This window comes from Caldimonas sp. (assembly GCF_046291045.1).
Lineage (GTDB): Bacteria > Pseudomonadota > Gammaproteobacteria > Burkholderiales > Burkholderiaceae_C > Caldimonas.
In genome coordinates this window covers 43,873-68,607 of record NZ_JBKBSL010000019.1, presented here as the reverse complement: position 1 = coordinate 68,607, position 24,735 = coordinate 43,873, and the positions used below count along the sequence as shown (strand labels likewise).

The window sequence follows — 24,735 nt, the reverse complement described above, 5'->3', positions numbered from 1 at the left end:
GCGTTTGCGATGGTCAACCACCTGCAGGCGGCCTTCTTCATCCTGTTCCGCATCATCAGCATGGGGGTGAGCGTGGTCATCACGCAGAACCTCGGGGCGGGCAACCGGGCGGCGGCCGACGAGACGGCGCGGGTGTCGCTGGCGGCCAGCACCTGGCTGGGCTTGCTGACGGGCTGCACCCTGCTGGCCGGTGCGCCCTGGCTGCTGCAGTGGATGAACACGCCGGCCGAGTTGATGCCGCTGGCCGTGCCCTTTCTGCGCATGGCCGCGCTGGCCCTGGTGCTGGACGCCTACAACGCCACGATGGCCTCGGTGATGCGCGCCCACCTGCATGCGCGCGACACGCTGCTGAACATGCTGGCCATGCACACGCTGCACCTGCTGCTGTGCATCCCGCTGATGGGCGGCGTGGGGCCGCTGCCGGGGCTGGGCCTGGTGGGCTTTGCGCTGGCGATGGTCCTCAGCCGCGCTTTCGGGCTGGGGCTGCACCTGGTGCTGTGGCGCTGGCGGCTGCAACTCGTGCCCACGGCCCGCGACTGGTGGGTGATGCATTGGAAGCCGCTGGCGCCGGTTCTGCACATCGGCCTGCCCGGTGGGGCCGAGACCATCGCCTACCGGCTGGCGCTGATGGTGAGCATCGCGGTGGTGGCACGCATGGGCGCCACCGAGCTGGCGGTGCACAGCTACACCATGCAGGTGATGTACTTCATCTTGCTGTTCGGCCTGGCCATTGGTTTTGCGGCCGAGATCCTGGTGGGCCACCTGATCGGCTCGGCCCGGCTGCATGAGGCGCATGCCCTGGTGCGCAAGTCGCTGTTGCTGGGGCTGGGCGTGTCCACGGGCGCGGCGCTCCTCGCCGCACTGGGCGCGCCCTGGTATTTGCGCCTGTTCACGCAGGACGAGGCCATCATCGCCTCGGCCGTGCTGCTGCTGTGGCTCACGGTGCTGCTGGAGCCGGGGCGCACCTTCAACCTGGTGGTGATCAACGCGCTGCGCGCCACGGGCGATGCACGCTTCCCGGTGGCCGCGGGCATCGTCTCGATGGTGGTGGTGCTGGCCGGCGGCTCGTGGTTCTTCGGCGTGCACCTGGGCTGGGGCCTGCCCGGCGTGTGGATCGCCTACGCACTGGACGAGTGGATCCGCGGCCTGGCGATGGCCGCGCGCTGGTGGGGCCACGGCTGGGTGCGCCATGCCCGCGCCACGCACCGGCGCGTGGTGCGCGAGCGGCAGCCGGTGGGGCGCTGAACCTCAGACCCCGCGCTGCCGCGCCAGCGCGATGAACCAGTCCAGCGCGCCGGGGTTGGCCATGGCGTCGCGGTTGAGCACCTTGTCCACCGGGTGGCCCAGCAGCAGGCGCTTGATGGGCAGTTCGAGCTTCTTGCCTGAGAGCGTGCGCGGGATCTCGGGCACCTGGTAGATGTCGTTGGGGACGTGGCGGGCCGAGAGCGCCTCGCGGATGCCGGCCTTCAGGCGAGCCACCAGAGCATCGTCGAGCGTGTGACCTTCGCGCAGCACCACGAAAAGCGGCATCCAGCTCTCGCGGCCCAGGTATTCGAGGTCCACCACCAGGCTGTCGAGCACTTCGGGGAAGGCTTCCACGGCGCGGTACAGCTCGGCGGTGCCCATGCGAATGCCATGGCGGTTGATGGTCGCGTCGCTGCGGCCGTAGATGATGGCGCCCCCGCGCGGGGTGATTCTCAACCAGTCGCCATGACGCCAGATGCCTTCGCCGCGCGGGCCGCGGTACATCTCGAAGTAGCTATCGCGCAGGCGTGAGCCGTCGGCATCGCCCCAGAAGTAGAGCGGCATCGACGGCATGGGGCGCACGCACACGAGTTCGCCCACCTCGTCGATCAGGGGCCGGCCCTGGCCGTTGGCGTCGGGCTCGCTGTAGGCGTGCACCGCGGCGCCCAGGCAGCGGCATTGCATCTCGCCGCGGGTGACGGGCAGGCCACGGTGGCCGGCCAGGAAGGCCCCGGCGAAGTCGGTGCCCCCTGCGATGGCCGTGAGCCAGATCGGTTCGCCGCCGCGTTGCGGCAGGCGGCTCCAGATCCAGTCGTAGCAAGCGTCGGACAGGGGCGAGCCGGTGGAGCCCACGGCGCGCAGGCGCGAGAGGTCGGCCACGGCCTGCGGCTGCACATCGGCCTTCAGGCAGCTCGCATAGAAGGCCGCGCCTGCCCCGAAGAAGCTCACGCCCGCCAGGTCGGCGAAGCGCCACAGGGTGGTCCAGTCGGGTGCGTCGCGGAGGCCGGCCGGGCTGCCGTCGAAGAGGCAGATCGTGGTGCCCGAGAGCAGGCCGCTGACCTGGCAGTTCCACATGATCCAGCCGGTGGAGCTGTACCAATGGAAGCGGTCGCCGCCCTCGACGCTGGCGCCAATGTCGTTGTGCAAGGTGCCGAGCTTGAGGTGTTCGAGCACGATACCGCCGTGGCCATGCACGATGGGCTTGGGCACTCCGGTGGTGCCGCTGGAATAGACGATCCACAGCGGATGGTCGAAAGGCAGCCACTCGGGCTCGAAGGGCACCTCGTCGGCCACCAGGGTGGCCCAGGCATGCGCCTGGCGCGGCGGGGCGGCCAGGGCCTGGGCGTCGGCCCGGGCATCCAGGTGGTTGAGCACGATGGCGTGGCGCACCGTGGGCAGTTGGGCGAGCAGCTCGGCCACCAGGGGCAGCCGCGCATGGTCCACGCCACCGTGGCGGTAGCCGTCGCAGGCGATGAGGACCACCGGCTCGATCTGGCGGAAACGGTCGAGCACGGCCACCGGGCCCATGTCGGGCGAGCACAAGGACCACACGGCCCCCACGCTGGCCACGGCCAGGAAAGCCACCACGGTGGCGGCGGTGTTGGGCAGGTAGGCCGCCACGCGGTCGCCGCGCTGCACGCCCAGGCGCTTGAGGTGCCGAGCGAGCGAGGCCACCTGGCGACGCAGCTCGGGCCAGCGCATCTGCTGCAGCTCGCCGCGGGCCAGGCCGGCTTCATCGCACCAGACGATGGCCGGGTGGCCGGCCGCTTCGGCCTCGTCGGCGTGGCGCATCACCTGCTGCGCATAGTTGAGCTGCGCGCCGCGGAACCACACGGCGCCGGGCAGGCGGTCTTCCACCAGCACGCCCTCGAAGGGCGTGGGCGATTGCAGTTCGAAGTAGTCCCAGATCGAACGCCAGAAGGCATCGAGGTCGTTCACCGACCATTGCCACAGGGCGTCGTAGTGGTCGAAGTGCAGGCCGTGGCGCTGGCCGAGCCAGCGCTGGTAGCGGTGGATGTGGGGCTCGTGGGCCGGGGGCATGGCGTCTCCTCGCGTCGTATTGGCCGAGGATAGCGGCACCCGGCCGGCTCAGTGCGCGGGGCGCACGCCCTCCACCCGTTCGCGCAAGGCAGGCTCGACACCCGCCAGCAGGCCCGCACCGCCGCGCAGCTCGCGTGGCAGGGCCTCGTTGAGCAGCTTGTCCTCGTTGGTGGCCAGCCAGGCGCGGGCCTGTCCGTCCTTCAGGGTGATGCCGGCAAACTCGAAGAGGGCCACGCTGTTCCAGAGTTGCCACTCCTCGCCCGCCAGCGCGGCCTGCAGCAGACTGAACTCGGGCAGGGTGCGCAGCAGGGTGATCAGGTCGCGTCCGGCCGGGCTGCGGTCGACCACCAGGCACAGGCGCTCGATGCGCCCGGGCGCGCCGAACTCGCCCGCGGCGATGCGCTGGCGCAGTCGTTCGCCCGCCTGTTGACCCTGCTGCTTGCGGCGTTTGGCTTCGCCCATGGGTTGCTCCTGTCCATGCGGCCGCCCGTAGCCGAGCGGCGAGGGCGTGATGTTAGGGCGTTTCGGGCCAACGCCCCGCCCGGGCGGCCGCACGCACCGCCTCGCCATCGGCATCGAGGCTGGGCGGCGGGCGGGGAGCCATGGGCCGCTGGCCGTCCAAGCGCATGGGCGTGAGCACACCGGGGGGGTGGCCCGGCGCCTCAGGGGCTTGCAGGCCGCGCGCGCGCACCTGCGGGTCGTCGAAGACCTGGGCGATGTCGAGGATGGGTGAACAGGGCACGCCGGCAGCGTCGAACACTTCGACCCAGGCCAGCGTGGGCCGCGCGAGCAGAGCGCGCTGCAGCTCGGGCACCAGCTCGGCGCGGTGTTTCACGCGGCCGGCATTGGTGGTGTAGCGCTCGTCTTGCGCCAGGGCCGCGAGGCCCATCGCCTCGCACGCGCGGCAAAACTGCGCATCGTTGCCCACGGCCAGCACCAGGTGGCCGTCTGCGGTGGCGAACACCTGGTAGGGCGCGATGTTGGGATGGGCGTTGCCCATGCGCGTGGGCGGCGTGCCGCTCACGAGGTAGTTCGAGGCCTGATTGGCCAGCATGGCCACCTGCACGTCCAGCAGGGCAGCATCGATGTGGCGGCCACGGCCGGTGTGCTGGCGCTCGTGCAGGGCGGCCAGGATGGCGGTGGTGGCGTACACCCCCGTCATCAGGTCGACCACGGCCACGCCCACCTTCTGCGGCTCGGCGCCCCGCTCGCCCGTGATGCTCATCAAGCCCCCCTGGGCCTGGATGGCGAAGTCATAGCCGGCGCGCTGGGCGTAGGGGCCCGTCTGGCCGTAGCCGGTGATGGAGCAGTAGACCAGACCCGGGTTGAGCTGTTGCAGGCTCGCGCAGTCGAGCCCGTACTTGGCCAGCTGGCCGACGCGGTAGTTCTCGATCAGCACGTCGGCCTCACGCGCCAGGCTCTTGACGATCGCCTGGCCTTCGGGCGTGGCGATGTCCAGCGCCACCGAGCGTTTGCCACGGTTGGCGCACAGGTAGTAGGCCGCCGTGCGGGCCTCGCCCTCGCCCCACCACGGCGGGCCCCAGCCGCGCGTGTCGTCGCCGCTGCCGGGGCGCTCGACCTTGATCACGTCGGCACCGTAGTCGGCCAACAGCTGGCCCGCCCAGGGGCCCGCCAGCACGCGCGACAGGTCGAGCACCTTCACGCCCGCCAGCGGGCGCGGTGGAAGGGGCGTGTTCATCAGAAAGCCGCAATCCCGGTTTGCGCGCGACCCAGGATCAGGGCGTGGATGTCATGCGTGCCCTCATAGGTATTCACCACCTCCAGGTTGACCAGGTGGCGGGCGATGCCGAACTCGTCGCTGATGCCGTTGCCGCCCAGCATGTCGCGCGCGGTGCGGGCGATGTCCAGGGCCTTGCCGCAGGAGTTGCGCTTCATGATGGAGGTGATTTCCACCGCGGCGGTGCCTTCGTCCTTCATGCGGCCCAGGCGCAGGCAGCCCTGCAGGCCCAGGGTGATCTCGGTCTGCATGTCGGCCAGCTTCTTCTGGATGAGCTGGTTGGCCGCCAGCGGCTTGCCGAACTGCTTGCGGTCGAGCACGTACTGGCGCGCGGTGTGCCAGCAGAACTCGGCCGCGCCTAAAGCGCCCCAGGCGATGCCGTAGCGTGCACTGTTCAGGCAGGTGAAGGGGCCCTTGAGGCCGCGCACCTCGGGGAAGGCGTTCTCCTCGGGGCAGAAGACGTTGTCCATCACGATCTCGCCGGTGATGGACGCGCGCAGACCCACCTTGCCGTGGATGGCCGGGGCCGAGAGGCCCTTCCAGCCCTTTTCGAGGATGAAGCCGCGGATGGCGCCTTCGTCGTCCTTGGCCCACACCACGAAGACGTCGGCGATGGGGCTGTTGGTGATCCACATCTTGCTGCCGGTGAGGCTGTAGCCGCCGTCGACCTTGCGGGCGCGCGTGACCATGCTGCCGGGGTCGGAGCCGTGGTTGGGTTCGGTCAGGCCGAAGCAGCCGATCCACTCGCCGCTGGCGAGCTTGGGCAGGTATTTCTGGCGCGAGGCTTCGTTGCCGAACTCGTAGATGGGCACCATCACCAGCGAGGACTGCACGCTCATCATCGAGCGGTAACCCGAATCGACCCGCTCCACTTCACGGGCGATGAGGCCGTAGCTGACGTAATTCAGGCCGGCGCCACCGTATTGCTCGGGGATGGTGGGGCCCAGCAGGCCCAGCTCGCCCATCTCGCGGAAGATGGCCGGGTCGGTCTTCTCGTGCCGGAAGGCCTCGAGCACCCGCGGGGCCAGGCGCTCCTGGCAATAAGCCGCGGCGGCGTCGCGCACCGCGCGCTCCTCGCCGGTGAGCTGCTGGTCGAGCAGCAGGGGGTCGTCCCAGTGGAAGGCGGCTTTGATCTGGCCCATGGCGGTCTCCGGTGTCGGTTCTCGAAAGGATATGTCGATGCTAAGCCGCGGGCCGGGGGGTTTCAACCGACAATTGCGCATCGACTTGTGCGAAAAACTCATTTCGTGACCGAGCTTGCTGCTCCAGGAGGGCCCCCATGCGCCGCCGCATTCCCAGCACTGCCGCCCTGTCCGCCTTCGAGGCCGCGGCCCGCCACGAGAGCTTCACACGTGCCGCCGAAGAACTCCACATGACGCAAAGCGCAGTCTGCCGCCAGATCGCGACGCTGGAGTCCAGCCTGGGGGTGGAGCTGTTCCGCCGCACGCGGCGCGGGGTGAAGCTCACGGCCGCAGGCCAGGCCTACGGGCGGCGCGTGGCCGAGCGTCTCGCGGCGCTGGAACGCGACACGCTGGAGCTGATGTCCACCCGTGGCCAGGGCGGGGTGATCGAGCTGGCCGTGGTGCCCACCTTCGCCACGCACTGGTTGCTGCCGCGGCTGCCGGCCTTCCAGCGCGAGCATCCGCACATCCAAGTCAATCTGCACACGCGCGTGCGGCCGTTCCTGTTCGACGATTCCGGGTTGGATGCGGCGCTGTACGCCGGCGACGGCCACTGGCCCGGTTGTGAAACGCGCCTGCTGATGCCCGAGCGGCTGATCGCGGTGTGTGCGCCCTCGCTGATCGCACCACGCCGGCGCCTGACGCCCGCGCAACTGGCGGCCTTGCCGCTGCTGCAGCAGACCACGCGACCCCACGCCTGGCGCCGCTGGTTCGCCGCGGCCGGCGTGGACACCAACCGCAGCCTGCAGGGGCCGCGCTACGAGCTGTTCTCGATGTCGGTGCAAGCCGCACTGCTGGGCCTGGGCGTGGCCCTGGTGCCCGACTTCGCCGCCGAAGCCGAGCTGGCCGCCGGCCGCCTCATCGAACCCGCCGCCAGCCCTTGCGAGAGCGACCGGGCCTACTACTTGGCACTGCCGGAGTCGCAGCCGGCATCGGAGGCGGTCGAAGTGTTTGCGCGCTGGGTGATGCAGGTCGGGTGATGCAACACCGAGCTGCGACCACCGCGGTGTCAGGAGGGCGCTCGCGTGGTCGTGACGGTCGCATGCGTTCGGAACTATCCTTCACCTCTTCATCATCCGGCGGGACCGAGGAGCGGACATTGACCTCCCCCATCATCGACGTCCAGGGGCTTCACAAAACCTATGCCTCGGGCCACGTGGCCCTCAAGGCCATCGACCTGGAGATCCGCCGCGGCGAGATCTTCGCGCTGCTCGGCCCCAACGGCGCGGGCAAGACCACGCTGATCGGCATCCTGTGCGGCATCGTCACCCCCAGCGCAGGGCGGGCGCTGGTGGCCGGTCACGACATTGCGCGAGAATACCGCGCCGCACGAAGCCTGATCGGGCTGGTGCCGCAGGAGCTGTCCACCGATGCCTTCGAGACGGTGTGGGCCACGGTGAACTTCAGCCGCGGCCTGTTCGGCAAGCCGGCCGATCCCGCACTGATCGAGCGCATCCTCAAGGACCTGTCGCTGTGGGACAAGCGCGACGCCAGGATCCGCACCCTGTCGGGCGGGATGAAGCGTCGCGTGATGATCGCCAAGGTCAAGGACCTCCACACCGAACAGAGCTCGCTCGAAGAGATCTTCGTCAACCTCGTGAGGCAAGCCCGATGAACTGGTACGCCATCCGCGCCATCTACCGCTTCGAGATGGCCCGCGCGCTGCGCACCCTGGGGCAGAGCATCGCCTCGCCGGTGATCTCCACCTCGCTGTACTTCGTGGTCTTCGGTGCGGCCATCGGCTCGCGCATGGTGTCCATCGACGGCGTGAGCTATGGCGCCTTTCTGGTGCCGGGCCTGATCATGCTGGCCATCCTGACACAAAGCCTGTCCAACGGCTCCTTCGGCATTTACATGCCCAAGTTCACCGGCACGATCTACGAGCTGCTGTCGGCGCCGGTGTCGGCGCTGGAAGTGGTGATCGGCTACGTGGGCGCGGCGGCGAGCAAGTCCATCGTGCTGGGGCTCATCATCCTGGCCACGGCTCGGCTCTTCGTGGACTTCTCCATCGCGCATCCGCTGTGTATGATGGGCTTTCTGGTGCTGACCTCGATCACCTTCAGCCTCTTCGACTTCATCCTCGGCCTGTGGGCCGATGGCTTCGAGAAGCTGCAGATCGTGCCGTTGCTCATCATCACGCCGCTGGCCTTCCTGGGCGGCAGCTTCTATTCGATCAACATGCTGCCGCCGGTCTGGCAGACGGTGAGCCTGTTCAACCCGGTGGTCTACCTGATCAGCGGCTTCCGCTGGAGCTTCTACGGCGTGGCCGACGTGGCCGTGGGCGTGAGCCTGCTGGCCATCGCGGGCTTCCTGCTCGTGTGCCTGGGCATCGTGGGCTGGATCTTCCGCACGGGCTGGCGGCTCAGGGCCTGAGTTGGCGCAAGGTGGCCTCGCAGCGCCGCCCCTCGCACCAGCGGTCCAGCGCCTGCGAGAACACCGAGCCTGGACCCGCCACGGCTTCGAAGAGCGTCATGCACGAGCAGAACTTGAGGTCGTCGGGCGAACCGAAGACCTCGTGCAGCGTGCGGCCCCGCACCGACATCACCGCGTCGACGCACTCGCGCAGCCTTGCGCCCAGCACCGGGTGGGCCAGGTAGGCGCGGGCCTCGTTCAGATCGGCCAGGCCGTAATGCCGTGCGGTGGCGCTGCGGCCCAGCACGCGCAACTGCGGAAAGACAAACCACATCCAGTGCGTGCGCTTGGCACCGGCGCGCAGTTCGGCCAATGCGGTGTGAAACACCGGGTTCTGGGCGTCGATGAAGCGCTGGAGATCGTGCCGGTCGCTGAGCATGGCGCCCATCCTGTCACGCCGTTCATGCTGGCGGCAAGCCCTTGGCCCCGCCTGCGCGGCGACTTGATCAGCCCAGCTCCTCGCCCCCGGCACCCACCACCCGCGTGTTGCCCAGGCCCAGCAGCTCGCGCGCTTCGCGCAGCAGGGGCATCACTTCGTGCAGCTTGCGGTCGCGGCGCGAGCGCACCAGATAGCGCTCGATCTCGAGCACCAAGTCGGCCAGTTCGCGCAGGCTGTCGCAGCGTGCCAGCCGTGCCGGCACGCGCGAGGTGAAGGGGGGCGGCTCGCGCTCGACCACCGTGCGCAGCAGCGCCAGCACCTGCTCGTGCAACGCGGTCTCCGACGGCGTGGACCCACCATCGGGCGCCTCCTCGATCGCGGTGAGCACCGGCAGTTCGAGCGGCATGTCCAGCGTGAGCGGGGGGTTCGGCGCAGCAGCCCCCCGGCGCGACGGCCGAGCCGCTGGCGCCGCCACACGGCGGCGCGTTGGTGCGGGAGCCTGCGGCGCGGGCGGCTCCCGCACCGGCGAGGCTTCGGGGACGGACTGCGCCGCCTCGGCCAGGGCCCGTGCCAGCGGCCCCTGGGGTTGCGGGGTGGCGGCCTCGGGAGCGGGCGCGGCCTGCGGGGCCGGCACCGACACGTTCACCGACCTCAGCACACCCGCGGGCTCGTCCACGACCGACGGGGGCGGCGGCGCGGGCGGGGCCGGCAACTCCACCAGGCCCAAGCGCAGCAGCTCCTCGAAATGTTGGGTGCTGGCGCCCGCCTTCTGGGCCATGCCCAGCACCTCGGCCAGCGAGCGCACTCCATCGACCAGCAGCAACACCGTGCGATGGCGCTGGCTGAGCCGGTGGACGCGGTGACGCAACTCCTCGTGGCCGAGGGCGGTCTTGGTGGGGATCGCAGGGGTGCTCATCGCCGGAACGAAGCGCGGGCTCACATTGTGGCGCACCCCCGAAGCGGCGTGCCGTGCATGCTGCTCAAAAAGGGGCTCCGGGCGTCGGTGGAAAGTCACAGTCCCGACCGCGGCCAACCTGACCCGAAGGTGGGTCTAGACTCGCGGCAAGGCGTGCGCTCGGGGGTTCTCAAGATGAAGTCCTGTCGATCCGTTGCGAGATCCCCACACCCTTTTGGGGGAATCCGCGGTTAGAACTGACACCTTCTCGCATGTGGTGGGGGTGGGGGTTGCAACAGGGGCTGGCCCAAGAGGCACTTGTATAAAATTGTGAATGGTTGTGCGGCTCTTGGCGGAGGAGCCGGGCCGCGCGCTGAAGTGACCGACACGGGGTCGGCATTTCCACTGACTGAAGATCCCCTGATCTGGGAGAAATAAGCATGCGTTTCCACGTTACGGCTGCCACGCTTGTCGTGGCGGCAGCCCTGGCCGGCTGCTCGTCTGCACCCATCATGAATGTGGAAGAGGCACCGGTTGTTACCGCTTCGGGCAAGACCTTGTCGGCCCAAGAAGTGCGCGCCGCCATCCTGCGCGCCGGTAGCTCCCTGGGCTGGCAAATGCGCGACGAAGGCCCCAACAAGTTGGTGGGCACGCTGAACCTGCGCTCGCACACTGCCGTGGTCGACATCCCCTACAACTCCAAGACCTACAGCATCAAGTACCGCTCCAGCACCAACCTGAATGAGAAGGATGGCCAGATTCACAAGAACTACAACGGCTGGATCCAGAACCTCACCCGCAGCATCAACGCCCAGCTGACCTCGTCATGAGCGCCCTGATCGCCAGCACCTCGGCCGTCTCGGCCCGGGAACTCGCCGTCCTGGTGGTGGAGGCCTTGAACCTGGAGGACACCGATCCCCAGCAGATGGATCTCACCGCCTCACTATTCGAAGACGGTCTCGGGCTCGACTCGCTCGACATGCTGGAGATCTCCCTGGTGATCCAGCAGCGCTACGGCGTCAAGCTCAAGGCCGGCGACCCGGCCAACGAGGCCATCTTCGCCTCGCTGCAAAGCCTGGCCGACCACATCAACACCGTCCGGGCCGCCCAGGCTTGAGCGACGCGGGAACGATCCGTGGTCCCGGGTGACATCGGGTCGGCTCTGCGTTGGCTGCCGGTGGCCGCGCTCGTGGCCCTGGCCGTGTTCTTCGGACGCAGCCTAGCGCCCGAGCAGACCCCTCTGATCGAACGCATCGCCCGGGTGAGCCTGCCCACGATGCCGGCCGCACTGCAACGCTACACGCGCGCACTGACGGCCGTCTGGTGTGCCTGGTTCGTGCTGGCAGCCGGGGCCTTGGCCTGGCTGCAGCCGGGCTTTGGTGTGGGCAGCAGCATCGCATGGGCCGGCACGGTCCTCCTTTTTGTGGGTGAACGCTTGCTGCGCCCGCTGTTCTTCCCAGGTCTGCGTTTCCCCGGACTCGTTCAGCAGCTGCGCGACACTTGGCAGGTCTGGCGACCGCGCGCCTGAAGTTTCCCATGCCTTCCCTCACAGCCTTGCCTCTGGCCAACGGCCCTGCCTGGCGGGACCGCCCGGCCGTGCTGCGCGGCCCTGACACCTGGACCTGGGGCGAACTGCATGCGGCCGCGCAGGCGCTGGCGGCGGAGTTGCCTGCCGGGGTCACGGTGTGCAACCTCTGCCACGGCCGGGTGGGCTTCCTGGTGGGCTGGCTGGCAGCGCTGCGCCAGGGGTGTCTGCAGGTGTTGCCGCCGTCGGGCGGCCCGGCCGACCTGGCGGCCCTGCTGGGCGAGGCCATCGAGCCGGTGGTGCTGGCCGATGACCCCCTGATCCTGCAGCCCGGCTGGGACGGCCTGGCTCGCTGTCTCGTGATCCGACCGGAGCGGACTGCCCCCGCGGCGCCCTCCTGGACGCCCGATGCAGGGCACCTGCGCGTACGCCTCTACACCTCAGGCAGCACTGGCCGGCCCGAGGCCCAGGACAAGACCCTTGCCCAACTGGTCCAGGGCGCCGCGGTGCTGGGCCAGTGCCTGGAGGCCGAACTGGACGGCGGGCTGGCCTCTCTGCGAGGCCTGGTGTGCAGCGTGCCGCCACAGCACATGTTCGGCCTGGAGGCCTCGGTGATGCTGGCCCTGGTACATGGGCTGCCCTGTCTGGACGAGCGCCCGTTGCTGCCGGCCGACGTGCGCGCCGCCTTCGAAGGCCGCAATGCGGGTGGTGGCCGCTGGGCTTGGATCACCACACCGCTGCACCTGCGCGCGCTTGCGCGCGCGGGCGATCCGCTACCCCACTGCGGCCTGGCGCTGGCGTCCACGATGCCGCTGGCCCCGGGCATCGCGGCCCAGGCCGAGGCCCACGTCGAGGCCCCGGTGCTGGAGATCTACGGCTCCACCGAAACCGGCGCCTTGGCGCTGCGCCGCACCGCCCATGAACCGCTGTGGCGGGCCCTGCCCGGGGTGACGCTGTCGCCGGTGGCCGAAGGCACCGAGGCCCGCGGCACACATTTCACGTCGCCCCAGATCCTGGCCGACCGCATCGAACCCCAGGGCGAGGCGGGCTTCCGTCTGCTGGGCCGCCAGGCCGACCTGATCAAGATCGCCGGACGGCGCGCTTCGCTGGCCGGGCTCAACCTGCTGCTGCAGGATCTGCCCGGACTGGACGATGGCGTCTTCTACCTGCCCGAGTCCAGCGAGCCGACCGAGCGTCTGGTGCTCATCCATGCCGGGGCCCCGCTGGACCGCGCCGCAGTCCTGGCCTGGCTGCGCGAACGCCTGGACCCGGCCTTCCTGCCGCGCGCCTTCATCCACGTCGACGCGCTGCCGCGCAGCGGCCCGGGCAAGCTGGCGCGCGCGGCGCTTGATGCCATCTATGCGCAGTGGGTGACGCAGCGCAGAACCCCATGAGCATCGAAGCCCGACTGAGCATCCCGGCCAGCCACCCCGCGCTGCCTGGGCACTTTCCGGAACAGCCCATCGTACCGGGGGTGCTGCTGCTCGACGAGGTGCGCGTGCATGTCGAGGCCGCCAGCGGGCGACGCGTGGCGCGCATCGTGCAGCTCAAATTCATCCAGCCCCTGGGCCCCGGTGAGCCGGCCTGGCTGCAGGCCCAGATCCAGGGCGACCGCGTGAGCTTTCGCGTCACGGCCACCCGCATGGGCGACGCGGTCACGCTGGCGCAGGGCGTCCTGGCGCTGGCATGAAGATGGCATGAAGGCCTGGACCGAACGCAAGGAGCGCGGCAGCGAGTGGCTGATCCGCCTCATCGCCTGGCTGGCGCGCACCGCCGGGCGCCCGCTGTGCCGTGCGCTGCTCTACCCCATCGTGCTGTACTTCGTGATCACCGATGCCCCCGCCCGGCGTGCCTCGGCCGAGTTCCTGTCGGCCGCGCTCGACCGCCCGGCCCGCTGGCGCGAGGTCTTCGCCCACCTGCACAGCTTTGCCGCCACGCTGCTGGACCGCGTCTACATGGCCGCCGGCGAGTTCGATCATTTCGAGGTGACCATCGAAGGACTGCCCCTGGTCGATGCCGCGCTCGCGCAGGGCCGTGGCTGCGTGCTGTTGGGCTCGCACCTGGGCAGCTTCGACCTGATGTTGCTGGCCCACCGGGCAATGGACAGCCGCCCGGTCAGCGCGATGATGCGTGTGGACCCGCACTCGCGACTGCGTCGCATCGCAGGCATCGACGACAGCGCCTTCGACCTCATCCCCCTGGGCCGGCCCGACAGCTTCCTGCGCGCCCACGAGGCGCTCACGCAGGGTGGGGTGGTGGTGGTGCTGGCCGACCGTGTCGACGGCGCGGGCCACCGCAGCGTGTCCTTCCTCGGCCGCACCGCCTGGCTGCCGGTGGCGCCGCATGTGCTGGCCGCCCGGGCCGAAGCCCCGGTGCTGATGTGCTTCGGGCTCTACGAAGGCGGCAATCGCTACCGCATCGAGTTTGCCGAGTTCGGTCCAGCCGCCGAGCGCACGGCGCGCGGCGAGGCGCTGCAGCCGGTGCTCGACCGCTACGCCCAGCACCTCGAACGCTACGCCCGGCGCTATCCGCTGAACTGGTTCAACTTCTATCCCTATTGGGCCCCGCCGCCCGACGCCTCATGATGCTCGTGCGTACCGTGTTGCTGCTGCTCGCCCTGGGCTCGCCCGGGGTGCCGGCCTACGCGTGGTCGCTGCCCGAGCTGCAGGGCCTGCTGCAGGCACAGCCCGCGCGAGTGCTGGCCTTCGAGGAAGTGCGCGAATCCCCCTGGCTGGCCGCGCCACGCACCTCGCGCGGCACCTTGCGCGCCAGCGCACAGGGCCTCGAAAAGCACGTCACCGAACCCCGCGCCGAAACCTGGCGGCTGCTGGGCGACCGCATGGAGTGGGTGGGTGCCGAGGGCCAACCCGCACGCACCCTGCGCTATGCCGAAGCGCCGGCCGTGGCCGCCCTGGCCCGCGCGCTGCGCCTGGCCGTGGCGGGCGACCTGGGCGCCCTGCAGAGCGACTTCCACATCGAGCTGGGGGGTAACGCCTCGCTGTGGTCCGCGCGCCTAAACCCGCGCCGACCAGAAGTGGCACGCAGCCTCGACCATCTGGAACTGCAGGGCGCCCAGGGCCGGCTGCAGGTCATCATCGTCCATGAGCGCTCGGGCGAGCGCACCACCACCCGGCTCCTGCACTAGGACGGCTTCCCATGTTCGACAAAGATCCCCTCACCGCCTTGCAGGCCGTCAGCGCCGCCCAGTGGTTGGCCTTTGCGCCGCTGGCCTTCCAGGCCACGGCCGTGATGCGCGATCGCGGCGTGCTGGCTGCACTGGCCGAAGCGCCGGCCGGTGAGGGCCGCAGCCTCGACGAGGTGGTCAAAGCCACCGGCTTGTCGGCCTATGCCGTGCGCGTGCTGCTCGAAGCAGGTCTGGGCCTGCACATCGTCTGGCGCCGGGAGGGCCGCTACCACCTGGGCAAGCTCGGGCGCTTCCTGCTCGACGACGAGATGACTCGCGTGAACTTCGACTTCACCCGCGACGTCTGCTACCAGGCCGCCGCGCATCTGGACGCCTCACTCACCGAGGGCCGCCCCGCTGGCCTACAGACCCTGGGGCCCTGGGCCACGCTCTACGAAGGCCTGTCGGAGATGTCCGAGCCGGCACGGCGCAGCTGGCACGACTTCGACCACTTCTATTCCGACCAGGCTTTCCCCGTAGTGTGCGAACGCCTCGCCCAGCAGCCACCGGCACGCCTGCTCGACGTGGGCTGCAACACCGGCAGGTGGGCCAGGATGTGCCTCAAACGCCTGCCGCAGCTGCAGATGGGCCTGGTGGACCTGCCGCCCCAGCTGGAGCGTGCCCGCGCCCACCTGGCCGAGGCCGGGGTGGCCGAACGCGCCACACTGCACCCGGTGAACCTGCTGGATGCGGCCGCCGAGCTGCCCCGCGGCTACGAACTCATCTGGATGAGCCAGTTCCTCGACTGCTTCTCCGACGACGAGATCGTCGCCATCCTGGACAAGGCGCGGCGTGCCCTCCCGCCGGGCGGGCGGCTGTGGATCCTGGAACTCTTCTGGGACCGCCAGCGCTTCGAGGCCGCCGCGATGAGCCTGCAGCAGACCTCGCTGTACTTCACCTGCGTGGCCAACGGCAACAGCCAGATGTACGACTCCGAGGTGTTCTTGCGCCTGATCGACCTTGCCGGCCTGCAAGTGGTTACGCTACACGACGCGGTGGGTGGCTTTCACACCCTCATCGAATGCCAGGCCGCCTGAGACGGCCCCTGCAGGATCACAGGAGACCCGCGTGCTTGCCCTGACTGCCACCACGGTCGTTCACCCCGCCGGATGCGGCCTGGATGCGCTGTGGACCGCCGCCGCGCAAGGCCGCAGCGGCTTGCAGCCCAACCCGCTCGACTGGTGTTCGCTCGACACCTGGCTGGGTGCCGTGCCCGGCGTGGACGAGGTCGTCCTGCCCGAGGCCCTGTCCGCCTGGGACTGCCGCAACCACCGCCTGGTGTGGATGGCGCTGCAGGATGCCGCCTTCGTGCAGGCCGTGCGAGAGGCCGTGGCGCAGTACGGCGCCCCGCGCGTGGGCCTGGTGCTAGGCACCAGCACCTCAGGCATCCGCAGCACCGAGATCGCCTATGCGCAGCGCCGCGCCAGCGGCCGCTGGCCCGAGGACTTCGATCTGCGTCACCACCACACCGGCGACGCCCTGGCCCGCTTCACCGCCGAGGTGCTGGGGGTGGCGGGGCCGCTGGCCACACTGTCCACCGCCTGCTCGTCCAGCGCCAAGGTCTTCCTCACCGCCCAGCGCTGGATCGACGCCGGCCTCATCGACGCCGCCATCGTCGGTGGCGCCGACAGCCTGTGCCTGTCGACCCTGCATGGCTTCGATTCGCTGCAACTCCTGTCTGCGCGCATCTGCCGGCCCTTCGATGCCACCCGCGACGGCATCTCCATCGGCGAGGCCGCCGGCTTTGCGCTGCTGGAGCGGAGCGAAGAACAGGCCAAAGGCTCGGTGCACTTCGTGGCCGGCGGCGAGTCGAGCGACGCTCACCACATGTCCACGCCCCATCCCGAAGGCCTGGGGGCTGCCCAGGCCATGCGCGCTGCGCTCGACGCCGCCGGGCTCGCGCCCTCGGACATCGGCTACGTCAACGCCCACGGCACGGCCACGCCAGCCAACGACCGTTCGGAGGCCGCCGCGCTGGTGTCGGTGTTCGGCCAGCGCGGTGTGCCGGTCTCGTCCACCAAGGGCATCACCGGCCACACCCTGGGCGCCTGTGGCATCGTCGAAGTGCTGATCACCGCCGAAGCGCTGCGCCACCAGGTGTTGCCGCCCAGCGCCAACCTCGTACAACCCGACCCCGCCCTGCCGCTGGACCTGATCATCACCCCGCGCGACACGAAGCTGCAGTACGCGATGAGCAATAATTTCGGGTTTGGCGGCAGCAACTGCACGCTCATCCTTGGTCGCAGCAATTGACGTGAGCCGCCTGCGTTTTTCCCTCCACACCGCCGCGGTCCTGGCCCCCGGCCTGGGCTCGCTCGAGGCGCTGCTCGACGCCGCACGACGCGGGACGCCGCTGCCGCGGCCCGACAGCCCTCTGGCCTTGCCTGCACCGTCGGCCCTGCCGCCCAACGAGCGCCGCCGCGCCAGCCGCGCCGTGCGCCTGGCCCTGGCCTGCGTGGAACAGGCCGTGGCGGACACGCCCTTCGATGCAAGCACACTGCGCTCAGTCTTTGCCACCGATGAGGGCACAGGCGAGATCTGCCAGCAGATGCTCGATACCCTGGCCACCACGCGCCAGGTGTCACCCCTGGTGTTCCCGAACTCGGTGCACAACGCGCCCTCGGGCTACTTCTCCATTGCCTACCGCAACCGCCAGCCGGCCACTGTGGTGAGCCTGGGTGAGGACAGCTTCGCCAGCGGATTGCTGTGTGCGCTGACGCAAGCCCAGGCCGGCGGCGAGCCGGTGCTGCTGGTGGCCTACGACCCCGCGCTCACAGCCCCGCTGGACGAACTGCTGCCCCTGAGGGAACCGCTCGGCACGGCCTGGGTCCTCAGCGCCACGGATACGCCAGTGCAAGGCCCGGTGCTGGGCCGTGGTGAACTGATCGTGGCGCCGGCCGGCGAATCGCCCGCACCGCCCTGGCGCCCGAGCTGGCTGCCCGAGGCCTGGGCCCACCACAGCAGCGCCCGGGCCCTGGCCGCGCTGGGGCTGCTGGCCGCGCCCACCGGCACGGCGCTCACCCTGCCGCTGGGCGGCCTGCACCTCACCCTGACGTTGGGGCCCACCGCATGAGGCTCGATCGCACCGACATCGAACGCCGCGTGCCCCACGCGGGCGCCATGTGCCTGCTCGACGGCGTGCTGCACTGGGACCGCGAGCACATCGTCTGCCAAGCCGCCGCCCCGACCGCCGATCACCCGCTGGCACGCGAGGGCCGCATCTCGTCGGTCATTGCCCCCGAATACGCCGCTCAGGCCACGGCCGTGCACGGCGCCTTGCTCGATGCGCACTCGCGCCCGCGCGCCGGCGTGCTCGCCAAGCTGGCCCAGGTCGACCTGCTGCGCGCCGACATCCCGCACGATGCCGGCCCCCTGAAGATACAGGCCGAGCTGCTCAGCCGCGAGGCCTCGGGCTGCTTCTATGCCTTCGAGGTGAGCGCCGCGGGCCAGGCCATCGCGCGCGGTCGCCTCATTGTGGCCTTCAACGCCGGGGAGGTGACATGAGCCGTCGCGCCTTGGTGACCGGTGGCAGCGGCGGCTTGGGGGCTGCGATCTGCCGCGCCCTGGCGGCCCAGGGTGTGCAGGTGCTGGTGCACGCCCACCGCGGGCTGGAGCGCGCCCAGGCCTTGGCCGATGAGATCACGGCCACAGGCGGCCAGGCCCGCGCACTGGCCTTCGATCTGGGCGATGCCCACGCGGTGGCCCAGTCCATCGAGCAGATCCTGGCCGAGGGCCCGGTGCAGATCCTCGTCAACAACGCCGGGTTGCACCGCGACGCCCCGATGGCCGGCATGGATGCCGCCACCTGGCAAGAGGTGATCGACACCAACCTGAATGGCTTTTACCGCGTGACCCAGCCGCTGCTGCTGCCGATGATGCGCACGCGCTGGGGCCGCATCGTCAACATCAGCTCGGTGGCGGGGCAGGCCGGCAATCGTGGCCAGGCCAACTACGCGGCGGCCAAGGCGGCGCTGCACGGCGCCACCAAGTCGCTGGCGCTGGAGCTCGCCTCGCGTGGCATCACGGTGAATGCCGTCGCTCCCGGCATCATCGACACCGCGATGGCTGAATCGGCCTTCCCGCCCGAACGCATCCAGGCGCTGGTGCCAGCCGGACGCGCCGGCCGGCCCGAGGAAGTGGCTGCGCTGGTGGCGTTCCTGGCTTCCGATGCAGCAAGCTATATCACCGGCCAGGTCATCGGCGTGAACGGCGGCATGTATTGATGACGACCATGGACTGGCAGGATGTCTGGATTGCCATTCCGGCCTTCAACGAGGAACGGACGATCCGCGCACTGGCGCAAGGGGCGCTGCAACAGTGCCCGCGTGTGATCGTGGTCGACGACGGGTCGACCGATGGCACGGCGGCGGCCGTGCAGGATCTGCCGGTGAGCCTGCTGCGCCATGATGTGAACCTGGGCAAGGCGGCTAGCCTGCGCACGGCTTTTGCCTTTGCACTGGAGCGCGGCGCGCGTTGCGTGATCGCCTTCGATGGCGACGGCCAGCACGACCCCGAAGACGCCCCCGCATTGCTGGCCGCCTGGACGGGCGCGCCCGAGCGCATCGTCATCGGCTCTCGGCTGCATGACCGCTCGCAGTTCCCGCCGGCCCGCTACCGAGCCAACCGCTTCGCCTGCTTCTGGATCTCGTGGGCCGCGGGCCATCCCATCGCCGATTCGCAGTCGGGCTATCGCGTCTACCCGCGCGAGGTGATGCGCATCGCGCTGGGCCCACGCGTGCACGGCACTCGCTTCACCTTCGAGAGCGAGATCTTGATTGAAGCCGCCCAGCAGGGCCATCCCACGCTGGCCGTGGCCATCCCCGGGCGCTATCCCGCCGATGCCCGGCCCAGCCATTTCCGACCGGTGGCCGACATCACCAAGATCGTGATCATGGTGGGTGGGCGCCTGCTGCGCCGGGGTATGGCACCGCTGGCCCTGTGGCGCAGCCTGGGCCCGGCGCCCGTGCTGCCCGGGCGCACATTGCCAGGGCCGGCCAGCCGATGAGCACCGCACCCGTGCTGGCCGCCGAACAGCTGGTCTACCGCTACCCGCGGCAGCCCGAGGCCGCGCTGCGTGGCGTGGACCTGGTGCTGCATCGCGGTCAGGCCGTAGGCCTGCTCGGGCCCAACGGCTCGGGCAAGTCCACGCTCATCAACCTGCTCATCGGCCTGCGCACGCCCCAGGCGGGCCGCCTCATACACCCTCAGGGATCGCCGCCGCGCATCGCCTGGGTGCCGCAGGAATACGCCTTCTACCCCGAGCTGAGCTGCCTGGAAAACCTGCAGCTCTTCGCCGACCTGCTCGACGTGGACGCCGCCGAACGACAGCGGCGCATCGAGGTGGCGTTGACCAGCGGCCAGCTGCAGGAGTTTGCGTCGCGCCGCGCGCGCCACTGCTCGGGGGGCGTGCGCCGCCGCCTCAACCTCGCCATTGCCTTGCTGCAGCGCCCCGACGTGCTGCTGCTCGACGAACCCACGGTGGGGGTAGACCCGCAGTCGCGCGCCTTCCTGCTGGAGCGCGTGCGCGAGCTGGTGCAGGGCGGTACGGCCGTGCTTTATGCGACCCACTACATGGAAGAGGTAAGCGCGGTGTGCTCGAACATCGTGCTGCTCGACCACGGCCAGGTGATCGCCCACGGCGATCTGGCCACGCTGCTGCGCGGCCCGGAAGGCGGCTCACCCTTTGCCGACCTCGAGACCCTGTTCATGCACCACACGCACCGCTCGCTGCGCGACTGACACCGGCCGCCATGACCCGCCCCGCCCATCGCCTCCACCAGATCGTGCGCCTGGCCGTCAAGGAATGGCGACTGCTGGCCCGCAACCCGCATGGCCTGGCGGTGCTTTTCTTCATGCCGGCGGTCTTTGTGCTGGTGATGTCCTTCACGCTGAAGAACACGCTGGTGGCGCGCGTTGATCTGCCCGTGGCCGGCTGGGTGGTCGAAGACACCCATCCCGCCGCACAAGCCTGGAGCCAGGAATGGCTCGGCCGGCACGGCGGCCAGCGCTACGACAGCCGCGAGGCGCTGCGTGCGGCCCTGCGCACGCGCGCCATCGAAGCCGCCGTGGTGGTGCGTTCGCCCTGGCTGGGCGAGGACGGCCAGCCGCGGGCCGAGCAGGTGGAGCTGTGGCTGGGCAACCGGGTGCAGCCCGCGGCCGCCGCGCGGCTGCGCACCGAGCTGAGTTTTTCGATGCTACAGGTGCGCATGCGCATCGCCGCGGCCGAAGCCGGGCCCTTTGCCAGCGTGCTGCTCGACAGCGCCGCCACGCCCGAGCTGATGGGCGAGGGCGGCGGGCCCCGGATCCGCTACCTCTACGAGATCGAGTCGGGCCGGGCCATGACGGCCGTGCAGCAAAGCGTGCCGGCCTGGCTGGTGTTCGGCATGTTCTTCGTCGTGATCCCCATTGCTGGCGTGCTCATCCAGGAACGCAACGATGGCACGCTCACGCGCCTGGCCAGCTTCGGCGTTTCGCCGGGCACCGTGCTAGGCAGCAAGCTCGTGGCCTTCATGCTGCTGAACTGGGTGCAGCTCGCCTTCATGATCGCCGTGGGCCGCTGGCTGGTGCCGCTGCTGGGTGGCCCGGCGCTGCAGCTCGATATCGCGCCCGGCTGGTTTGCGCTGATGGTACTGGCCACGAGCGCCGCCGCCGTGGGCCTGGCCCTGCTGATCGCTGCCTACAGCCGCAGCTTCGACCAGGCCGCCGCTCTGGGTGGCGGGCTCAATGTGGTGCTGGGCGCCATCGCCGGGGTGATGGTGCCGCGCATGCTGATGCCGCCGGGCCTGCAGACGGTGTCCGAATGGTCGCCCATGGGCTGGGCCCTGGACGGCCTGCAGGCTGTCTTCCTGGGTGACCCTGAGGCCGGCGACATCGTGCTGCGCGCCGGCCTGCTGCTCGGCTTTGCGCTGCTGTGCCTGGCCGCCGCCTGGTGGCCCATCCGGAACCGGGAACGGGCCGACTGAGCCTGATCCTCGGCTCCCCCTCAGGCCCACCACCGCAACGGTGGCATCACGCAGGCCCGGGCCTGCGCCGCGCGGTCATGGTGCCGGACAGCGTTCGACTTGGCGCCCAACACCCACGGCAAGCACCTTGCGCCTGCAAGTGTGTCAAGCTGCACGCACAATCGACGCATTCCCTTGTCCCTGAACCGCAGGAAGGCCTTCCATGACCTACCCCCACACCCAGCTCTTCATTGCCGGCCAGTGGTGCGATGCCGCTGACGGTCGTACGCTGCCCGTCTTCAACCCCGCCACCGGCCAGGAGATCGGTCGCGTGGCCCACGCAGCCCAGGCCGACCTCGACCGCGCCGTGCAGGCCGCCCAGCAGGGCTTCGAGACCTGGCGTGACATGGCCCCGGCCGAGCGCGCGAAGATCATGCGCCGCGCCGCCGCGCTGATCCGCGAGCGCGCCAACGAGATCGCCCCGCTCATCACCCAGGAGCAGGGCAAGCCCCTGGCCGAGGCCAAGGCCGAGACCCTGGCCGCCGCCGACCTCACCGAGTGGTTCGCTGACGAAGGCCTGCGCGTCTATGGGCGCATCGTGCCCTCGCGCGGGCGCCCCGAGCTGCGCCAGATGGTGCTCAAGGACCCGGTGGGCCCGGTGGCCGCCTTCACCCCCTGGAACTTCCCGATCAACCAGGTGGTGCGCAAGGTCGGCCCAGCGCTGGCGGCCGGCTGCTCGATGCTGGTGAAGGCCGCCGAGGAAACCCCCGCCGGCCCGGCCGCCTACATCCGCGCCTTTGCCGACGCCGGTTTGCCCAAGGGTGTGCTGGGTCTGGTCTACGGCCACCCCGCCGAGATTTCGAGCTATCTCATTCCCCACCCGGCCATTCGCAAGATCACCTTCACCGGCTCCACGCCGGTGGGCAAGCAGCTCGCCGCGCTGGCCGGGCAGCACATGAAGCGCGTGACGATGGAGCTGGGCGGGCACGCGCCGGTCATCGTCTGCGAGGACGCCGACATCGCGCTGGCCGTGAAGACCGCCGGCGCGGCCAAGTTCCGCAACGCCGGCCAGGTGTGCATCTCGCCCACGCGCTTCCTGGTGCACGAGAGCATCCGCCACGAGTTCGCCCAGGCGCTGGCCCAACACGCCCAGGGCCTGAAGGTGGGCGACGGCCTGGCCGAGGGCACGCAGATGGGCCCGCTGGCCAACCCGCGGCGCCTGGCCGCGATGGCCGAGCTCACGCAAGATGCCGTGCGCAAGGGCGCCACCGTGCTCGCCGGCGGCGAACGCATCGGCCACAGCGGCAACTTCTGGCAGCCCACGATCCTGGCCGATGTGCCCCTCGATGCGCGCGTCTTCAACGACGAGCCCTTCGGCCCGGTGGCTGCGATCCGCTCGTTCAACACACTGGACGAAGCCATCGCCGAGGCCAACCGTCTGCCCTATGGCCTGGCCGCCTATGCCTTCACGCGGTCCCTCAGGAACGCCGACTTGCTCACGCGCCGCGTCGAGGTGGGCATGCTGTGGATCAACATGCCCGCCATGCCCTCGGCCGAGATGCCCTTCGGCGGGATCAAGGACTCGGGCTATGGCTCCGAGGGGGGCCCCGAGGCGCTGGAGGCCTACGTCAACGTGCGTTCGGTGGCGGTGATGAACGCCTGAGGCTCGGCCGCCGGCACGACCAGCGGCCGGCCCAGCGAACGCTCGACCACTGCGGCCACGAGATCGGCCGTGGCCGCCGACAGCGTCCAGCCCAAGTGGCCATGGCCGGTGTTGTAGAACACGCGCGGGTGCCGTCCGCGACCCACGCGGGGCATCATGTCGGGCATCATCGGTCGCAGCCCCGCCCAGGGCACCACGCTGCGCGTGGACACCCCGGGGAAGCAGCGGGCCACCCAGTCCACCAGCGGGCGGATGCGGTCGGCGCGGATGTCGCGGTTCTCGCCGTTGAACTCGGCCGTGCCGGCCACGCGGAAGCGGTCCACACCCAGCCGGCTCGTCACGATCTTGGTCTCGTCGTCGAGCAGGCTCACTGTGGGCGCAGCGGCCTGGCTGGCCTCGTCGAGCAGGTTCACGGTGATCGAATAGCCCTTGACCGGATAGACATTGACCCGGTCGCCGAGCTGCGCGGCCAAGGCCCGGCTGGCCACGCCGGCGCACACCACCACGCCGTCGAAGCGCAGCTCGTGCTCGCCGCCGGACCCGGCCAGCGTCACGCGCACGCCGTCGTCCCGCGCGTTCAGCCGCCGCACCTCATGGCCGTACAGGCAGCGCACGCCGCGGCGCTGCGCGGCTTCGGCCAAGCCGTTCGTGAACTTGTGGATGTCCCCGGTGGTGTCGCTGTCGGTGTACCAGCCGCCGACATAGCGGCCCGCCAGCGTGGGCGCGATCGCGCGGATCTCCTCGGGCGTCACGGCGCGACGCTGCAGCCCGCCGGCGGCCAGCAGGGCCGACACGCGCCGGGCATGTTCGAAACCCGCCTGGTCGCGGTAGATGTGCAAGATGCCCTCGCGCCGGTGGTCGAAGTCGATGCCCTCTTCATTGGCCCACGCATACAGGTGCTCGCGCGCGGCGATCGCCAGGCGCACCGTCTCGATGGTGTGGCGGCGGTAGTGCGGGATGCTGGTGACGAACTCGGCCAACCAGCTCAGCTTGTGCCAGCTCGGCCGCGGGCTCAAGAGCAGCGGCGCATCGTTTTTCAGCATCCACTTCAGGCCCTTCCAGACCGTGGAGGCGTGGTTCCACACCTCGGCGTTGGAGGCCGACAACTGCCCCCCGTTGGCATAGGACGTCTCCATCGCGGCATAGCGATGGCGCTCGAACAGGGTGACGGACAGGCCGCGGCGGGCCAGGGCATAGGCGGTGGTGACGCCGGTGATGCCGCCGCCGATGACTGCAAGGGAAGGCATGAAAGCTCCTCTCAGGGAAAGCCACGCGTCGAGGATGGGAGCCCGGGCTGCGCGAACCGCGGCCTGGACGCCCCCTCTGTTGCGGACCTGAGAGATTCACGGGCGCACGGGGCTCCCGCTTGCTCCTTCGGTGCTGACCGGCGACGCCAACGGCCGGCAGCTCTTCAGAGTCGGTGGGCGATGCCGGTCCTGGGGCCTGAGAGTTTCCGGGGCGGTTGCTCCTTCGGCGCCGCCTGGGCATGCGCACCCCCGGCAGGCTCTCCCGACATCACCGTGGCCGCCGCT

The 24,735-nt window shown here is 70.1% G+C and carries 26 protein-coding genes, 1 pseudogene and 1 riboswitch; of the genes and pseudogenes, 20 read left to right on the top strand and 7 right to left on the bottom strand.

What is annotated here, in order from left to right; all coding sequences use genetic code 11:
* On the top strand, positions 1-1,245 hold a 1,245-nt coding region (locus ACK4ZD_RS08980), incomplete at its 5' end, for an MATE family efflux transporter (RefSeq protein ID WP_409660667.1).
* Positions 1,246-1,248: 3 nt separating this feature from the next.
* Here the strand turns inward: ACK4ZD_RS08980 and ACK4ZD_RS08975 are convergent.
* Genes ACK4ZD_RS08975 through ACK4ZD_RS08960 form a run of 4 tightly spaced genes read right to left on the bottom strand, consistent with a single transcriptional unit; the run spans position 1,249 to position 6,165 of the window.
* Complete coding sequence (locus tag ACK4ZD_RS08975) at positions 1,249-3,285, bottom strand: acetoacetate--CoA ligase (protein WP_409660665.1); 2,037 nt, start codon at positions 3,283-3,285, stop codon at positions 1,249-1,251.
* Between the two features lie 48 nt (positions 3,286-3,333).
* On the bottom strand, positions 3,334-3,747 hold the full coding sequence (locus ACK4ZD_RS08970) for a hypothetical protein (RefSeq protein ID WP_409660664.1): 414 nt from the start codon (positions 3,745-3,747) through the stop codon (positions 3,334-3,336).
* Positions 3,748-3,799: 52 nt separating this feature from the next.
* Positions 3,800-4,984: a CaiB/BaiF CoA transferase family protein gene (locus ACK4ZD_RS08965; protein ID WP_409660662.1), complete on the bottom strand. Its 1,185-nt coding sequence runs from the start codon at positions 4,982-4,984 to the stop codon at positions 3,800-3,802.
* Positions 4,984-6,165, bottom strand: coding sequence for an acyl-CoA dehydrogenase (locus tag ACK4ZD_RS08960; protein WP_409660660.1), 1,182 nt, complete (start codon positions 6,163-6,165; stop codon positions 4,984-4,986). The genes ACK4ZD_RS08965 and ACK4ZD_RS08960 overlap by 1 nt, the downstream gene beginning before the upstream one ends.
* A 137-nt stretch (positions 6,166-6,302) precedes the next feature.
* On the opposite strand from ACK4ZD_RS08960, the gene ACK4ZD_RS08955 reads away from it, so the two are divergent.
* The 3 genes and pseudogenes from ACK4ZD_RS08955 (at position 6,303) to ACK4ZD_RS08945 (ending at position 8,577) form a co-directional block, all read left to right on the top strand.
* A complete protein-coding gene (locus ACK4ZD_RS08955) occupies positions 6,303-7,184 on the top strand; it encodes a LysR substrate-binding domain-containing protein (RefSeq protein WP_409660658.1) in 882 nt (293 codons plus the stop codon).
* Positions 7,185-7,315: 131 nt separating this feature from the next.
* Positions 7,316-7,747: pseudogene (locus tag ACK4ZD_RS08950) on the top strand (ABC transporter ATP-binding protein); the annotation flags it as partial.
* A 68-nt stretch (positions 7,748-7,815) separates the two neighbouring features.
* Entirely contained in the window at positions 7,816-8,577 is a 762-nt protein-coding gene (locus ACK4ZD_RS08945) for an ABC transporter permease (protein ID WP_409660656.1), read from the top strand.
* Here the strand turns inward: ACK4ZD_RS08945 and ACK4ZD_RS08940 are convergent.
* Positions 8,567-8,995 carry a DUF1810 domain-containing protein gene (locus ACK4ZD_RS08940; RefSeq protein WP_409660654.1) on the bottom strand — a complete coding sequence of 143 codons (429 nt, stop codon included), beginning with the start codon at positions 8,993-8,995 and terminating at the stop codon, positions 8,567-8,569. The genes ACK4ZD_RS08945 and ACK4ZD_RS08940 overlap by 11 nt on opposite strands.
* Positions 8,996-9,062: 67 nt before the next feature.
* Positions 9,063-9,911 (bottom strand): hypothetical protein, encoded by an 849-nt coding sequence (locus tag ACK4ZD_RS08935; RefSeq protein ID WP_409660652.1) that lies wholly within the window; start codon positions 9,909-9,911, stop codon positions 9,063-9,065.
* A 419-nt stretch (positions 9,912-10,330) separates the two neighbouring features.
* Between ACK4ZD_RS08935 and ACK4ZD_RS08930 the strand changes: the two genes are divergently transcribed.
* The 16 genes from ACK4ZD_RS08930 to ACK4ZD_RS08855 all read left to right on the top strand — a co-directional run bounded on the left by ACK4ZD_RS08930 (position 10,331) and on the right by ACK4ZD_RS08855 (position 23,203).
* The gene (locus ACK4ZD_RS08930) at positions 10,331-10,720 is read left to right on the top strand and encodes a hypothetical protein (protein ID WP_409660650.1); all 390 of its coding nucleotides are present in this window, start codon (positions 10,331-10,333) and stop codon (positions 10,718-10,720) included.
* On the top strand, positions 10,717-11,007 hold the full coding sequence (locus tag ACK4ZD_RS08925; RefSeq protein ID WP_409660648.1) for a phosphopantetheine-binding protein: 291 nt from the start codon (positions 10,717-10,719) through the stop codon (positions 11,005-11,007). The genes ACK4ZD_RS08930 and ACK4ZD_RS08925 overlap by 4 nt, the downstream gene beginning before the upstream one ends.
* 18 nt (positions 11,008-11,025) lie before the next feature.
* Positions 11,026-11,418: a hypothetical protein gene (locus tag ACK4ZD_RS08920; protein WP_409660646.1), complete on the top strand. Its 393-nt coding sequence runs from the start codon at positions 11,026-11,028 to the stop codon at positions 11,416-11,418.
* Positions 11,419-11,426: 8 nt separating this feature from the next.
* On the top strand, positions 11,427-12,809 hold the full coding sequence (locus ACK4ZD_RS08915; protein WP_409660644.1) for an AMP-binding protein: 1,383 nt from the start codon (positions 11,427-11,429) through the stop codon (positions 12,807-12,809).
* A complete protein-coding gene (locus ACK4ZD_RS08910; RefSeq protein WP_409660643.1) occupies positions 12,806-13,105 on the top strand; it encodes a hypothetical protein in 300 nt (99 codons plus the stop codon). The genes ACK4ZD_RS08915 and ACK4ZD_RS08910 overlap by 4 nt, the downstream gene beginning before the upstream one ends.
* Positions 13,106-13,112: 7 nt before the next feature.
* Complete coding sequence (locus ACK4ZD_RS08905; protein ID WP_409660642.1) at positions 13,113-14,000, top strand: acyl-CoA synthetase; 888 nt, start codon at positions 13,113-13,115, stop codon at positions 13,998-14,000.
* Positions 13,997-14,560, top strand: a complete 564-nt coding sequence (locus tag ACK4ZD_RS08900; protein ID WP_409660640.1) for a LolA-related protein — start codon at positions 13,997-13,999, stop codon at positions 14,558-14,560. Before ACK4ZD_RS08905 ends, ACK4ZD_RS08900 begins: the two co-directional genes overlap by 4 nt.
* Before the next feature lie 11 nt (positions 14,561-14,571).
* Positions 14,572-15,636, top strand: a complete 1,065-nt coding sequence (locus tag ACK4ZD_RS08895) for an SAM-dependent methyltransferase (RefSeq protein WP_409660638.1) — start codon at positions 14,572-14,574, stop codon at positions 15,634-15,636.
* Positions 15,637-15,667: 31 nt separating this feature from the next.
* Positions 15,668-16,852, top strand: a complete 1,185-nt coding sequence (locus ACK4ZD_RS08890; protein WP_409660636.1) for a beta-ketoacyl-[acyl-carrier-protein] synthase family protein — start codon at positions 15,668-15,670, stop codon at positions 16,850-16,852.
* 1 nt (position 16,853) lies between these two features.
* Entirely contained in the window at positions 16,854-17,672 is an 819-nt protein-coding gene (locus tag ACK4ZD_RS08885) for a beta-ketoacyl synthase chain length factor (protein ID WP_409660634.1), read from the top strand.
* Positions 17,669-18,103 (top strand): hydroxymyristoyl-ACP dehydratase, encoded by a 435-nt coding sequence (locus ACK4ZD_RS08880; RefSeq protein WP_409660632.1) that lies wholly within the window; start codon positions 17,669-17,671, stop codon positions 18,101-18,103. The genes ACK4ZD_RS08885 and ACK4ZD_RS08880 overlap by 4 nt, the downstream gene beginning before the upstream one ends.
* A complete protein-coding gene (gene fabG / locus ACK4ZD_RS08875) occupies positions 18,100-18,822 on the top strand; it encodes a 3-oxoacyl-ACP reductase FabG (RefSeq protein WP_409660631.1) in 723 nt (240 codons plus the stop codon). Before ACK4ZD_RS08880 ends, fabG begins: the two co-directional genes overlap by 4 nt.
* Positions 18,822-19,604 (top strand): glycosyltransferase family 2 protein, encoded by a 783-nt coding sequence (locus tag ACK4ZD_RS08870; RefSeq protein WP_409660629.1) that lies wholly within the window; start codon positions 18,822-18,824, stop codon positions 19,602-19,604. The genes fabG and ACK4ZD_RS08870 overlap by 1 nt, the downstream gene beginning before the upstream one ends.
* Positions 19,601-20,338 carry an ABC transporter ATP-binding protein gene (locus ACK4ZD_RS08865; protein ID WP_409660627.1) on the top strand — a complete coding sequence of 246 codons (738 nt, stop codon included), beginning with the start codon at positions 19,601-19,603 and terminating at the stop codon, positions 20,336-20,338. Before ACK4ZD_RS08870 ends, ACK4ZD_RS08865 begins: the two co-directional genes overlap by 4 nt.
* Positions 20,339-20,349: 11 nt before the next feature.
* Positions 20,350-21,561, top strand: coding sequence for an ABC transporter permease (locus tag ACK4ZD_RS08860; RefSeq protein ID WP_409660625.1), 1,212 nt, complete (start codon positions 20,350-20,352; stop codon positions 21,559-21,561).
* A 202-nt stretch (positions 21,562-21,763) separates the two neighbouring features.
* Positions 21,764-23,203 carry an NAD-dependent succinate-semialdehyde dehydrogenase gene (locus tag ACK4ZD_RS08855; protein ID WP_409660624.1) on the top strand — a complete coding sequence of 480 codons (1,440 nt, stop codon included), beginning with the start codon at positions 21,764-21,766 and terminating at the stop codon, positions 23,201-23,203.
* Here ACK4ZD_RS08855 and ACK4ZD_RS08850 read toward each other — a convergent pair.
* The gene (locus ACK4ZD_RS08850) at positions 23,164-24,450 is read right to left on the bottom strand and encodes a D-amino acid dehydrogenase (RefSeq protein WP_409660622.1); all 1,287 of its coding nucleotides are present in this window, start codon (positions 24,448-24,450) and stop codon (positions 23,164-23,166) included. The genes ACK4ZD_RS08855 and ACK4ZD_RS08850 overlap by 40 nt on opposite strands.
* 174 nt (positions 24,451-24,624) lie before the next feature.
* Positions 24,625-24,725: riboswitch (glycine riboswitch) on the bottom strand.
* Between the last annotated feature and the right edge of the window lie 10 nt (positions 24,726-24,735).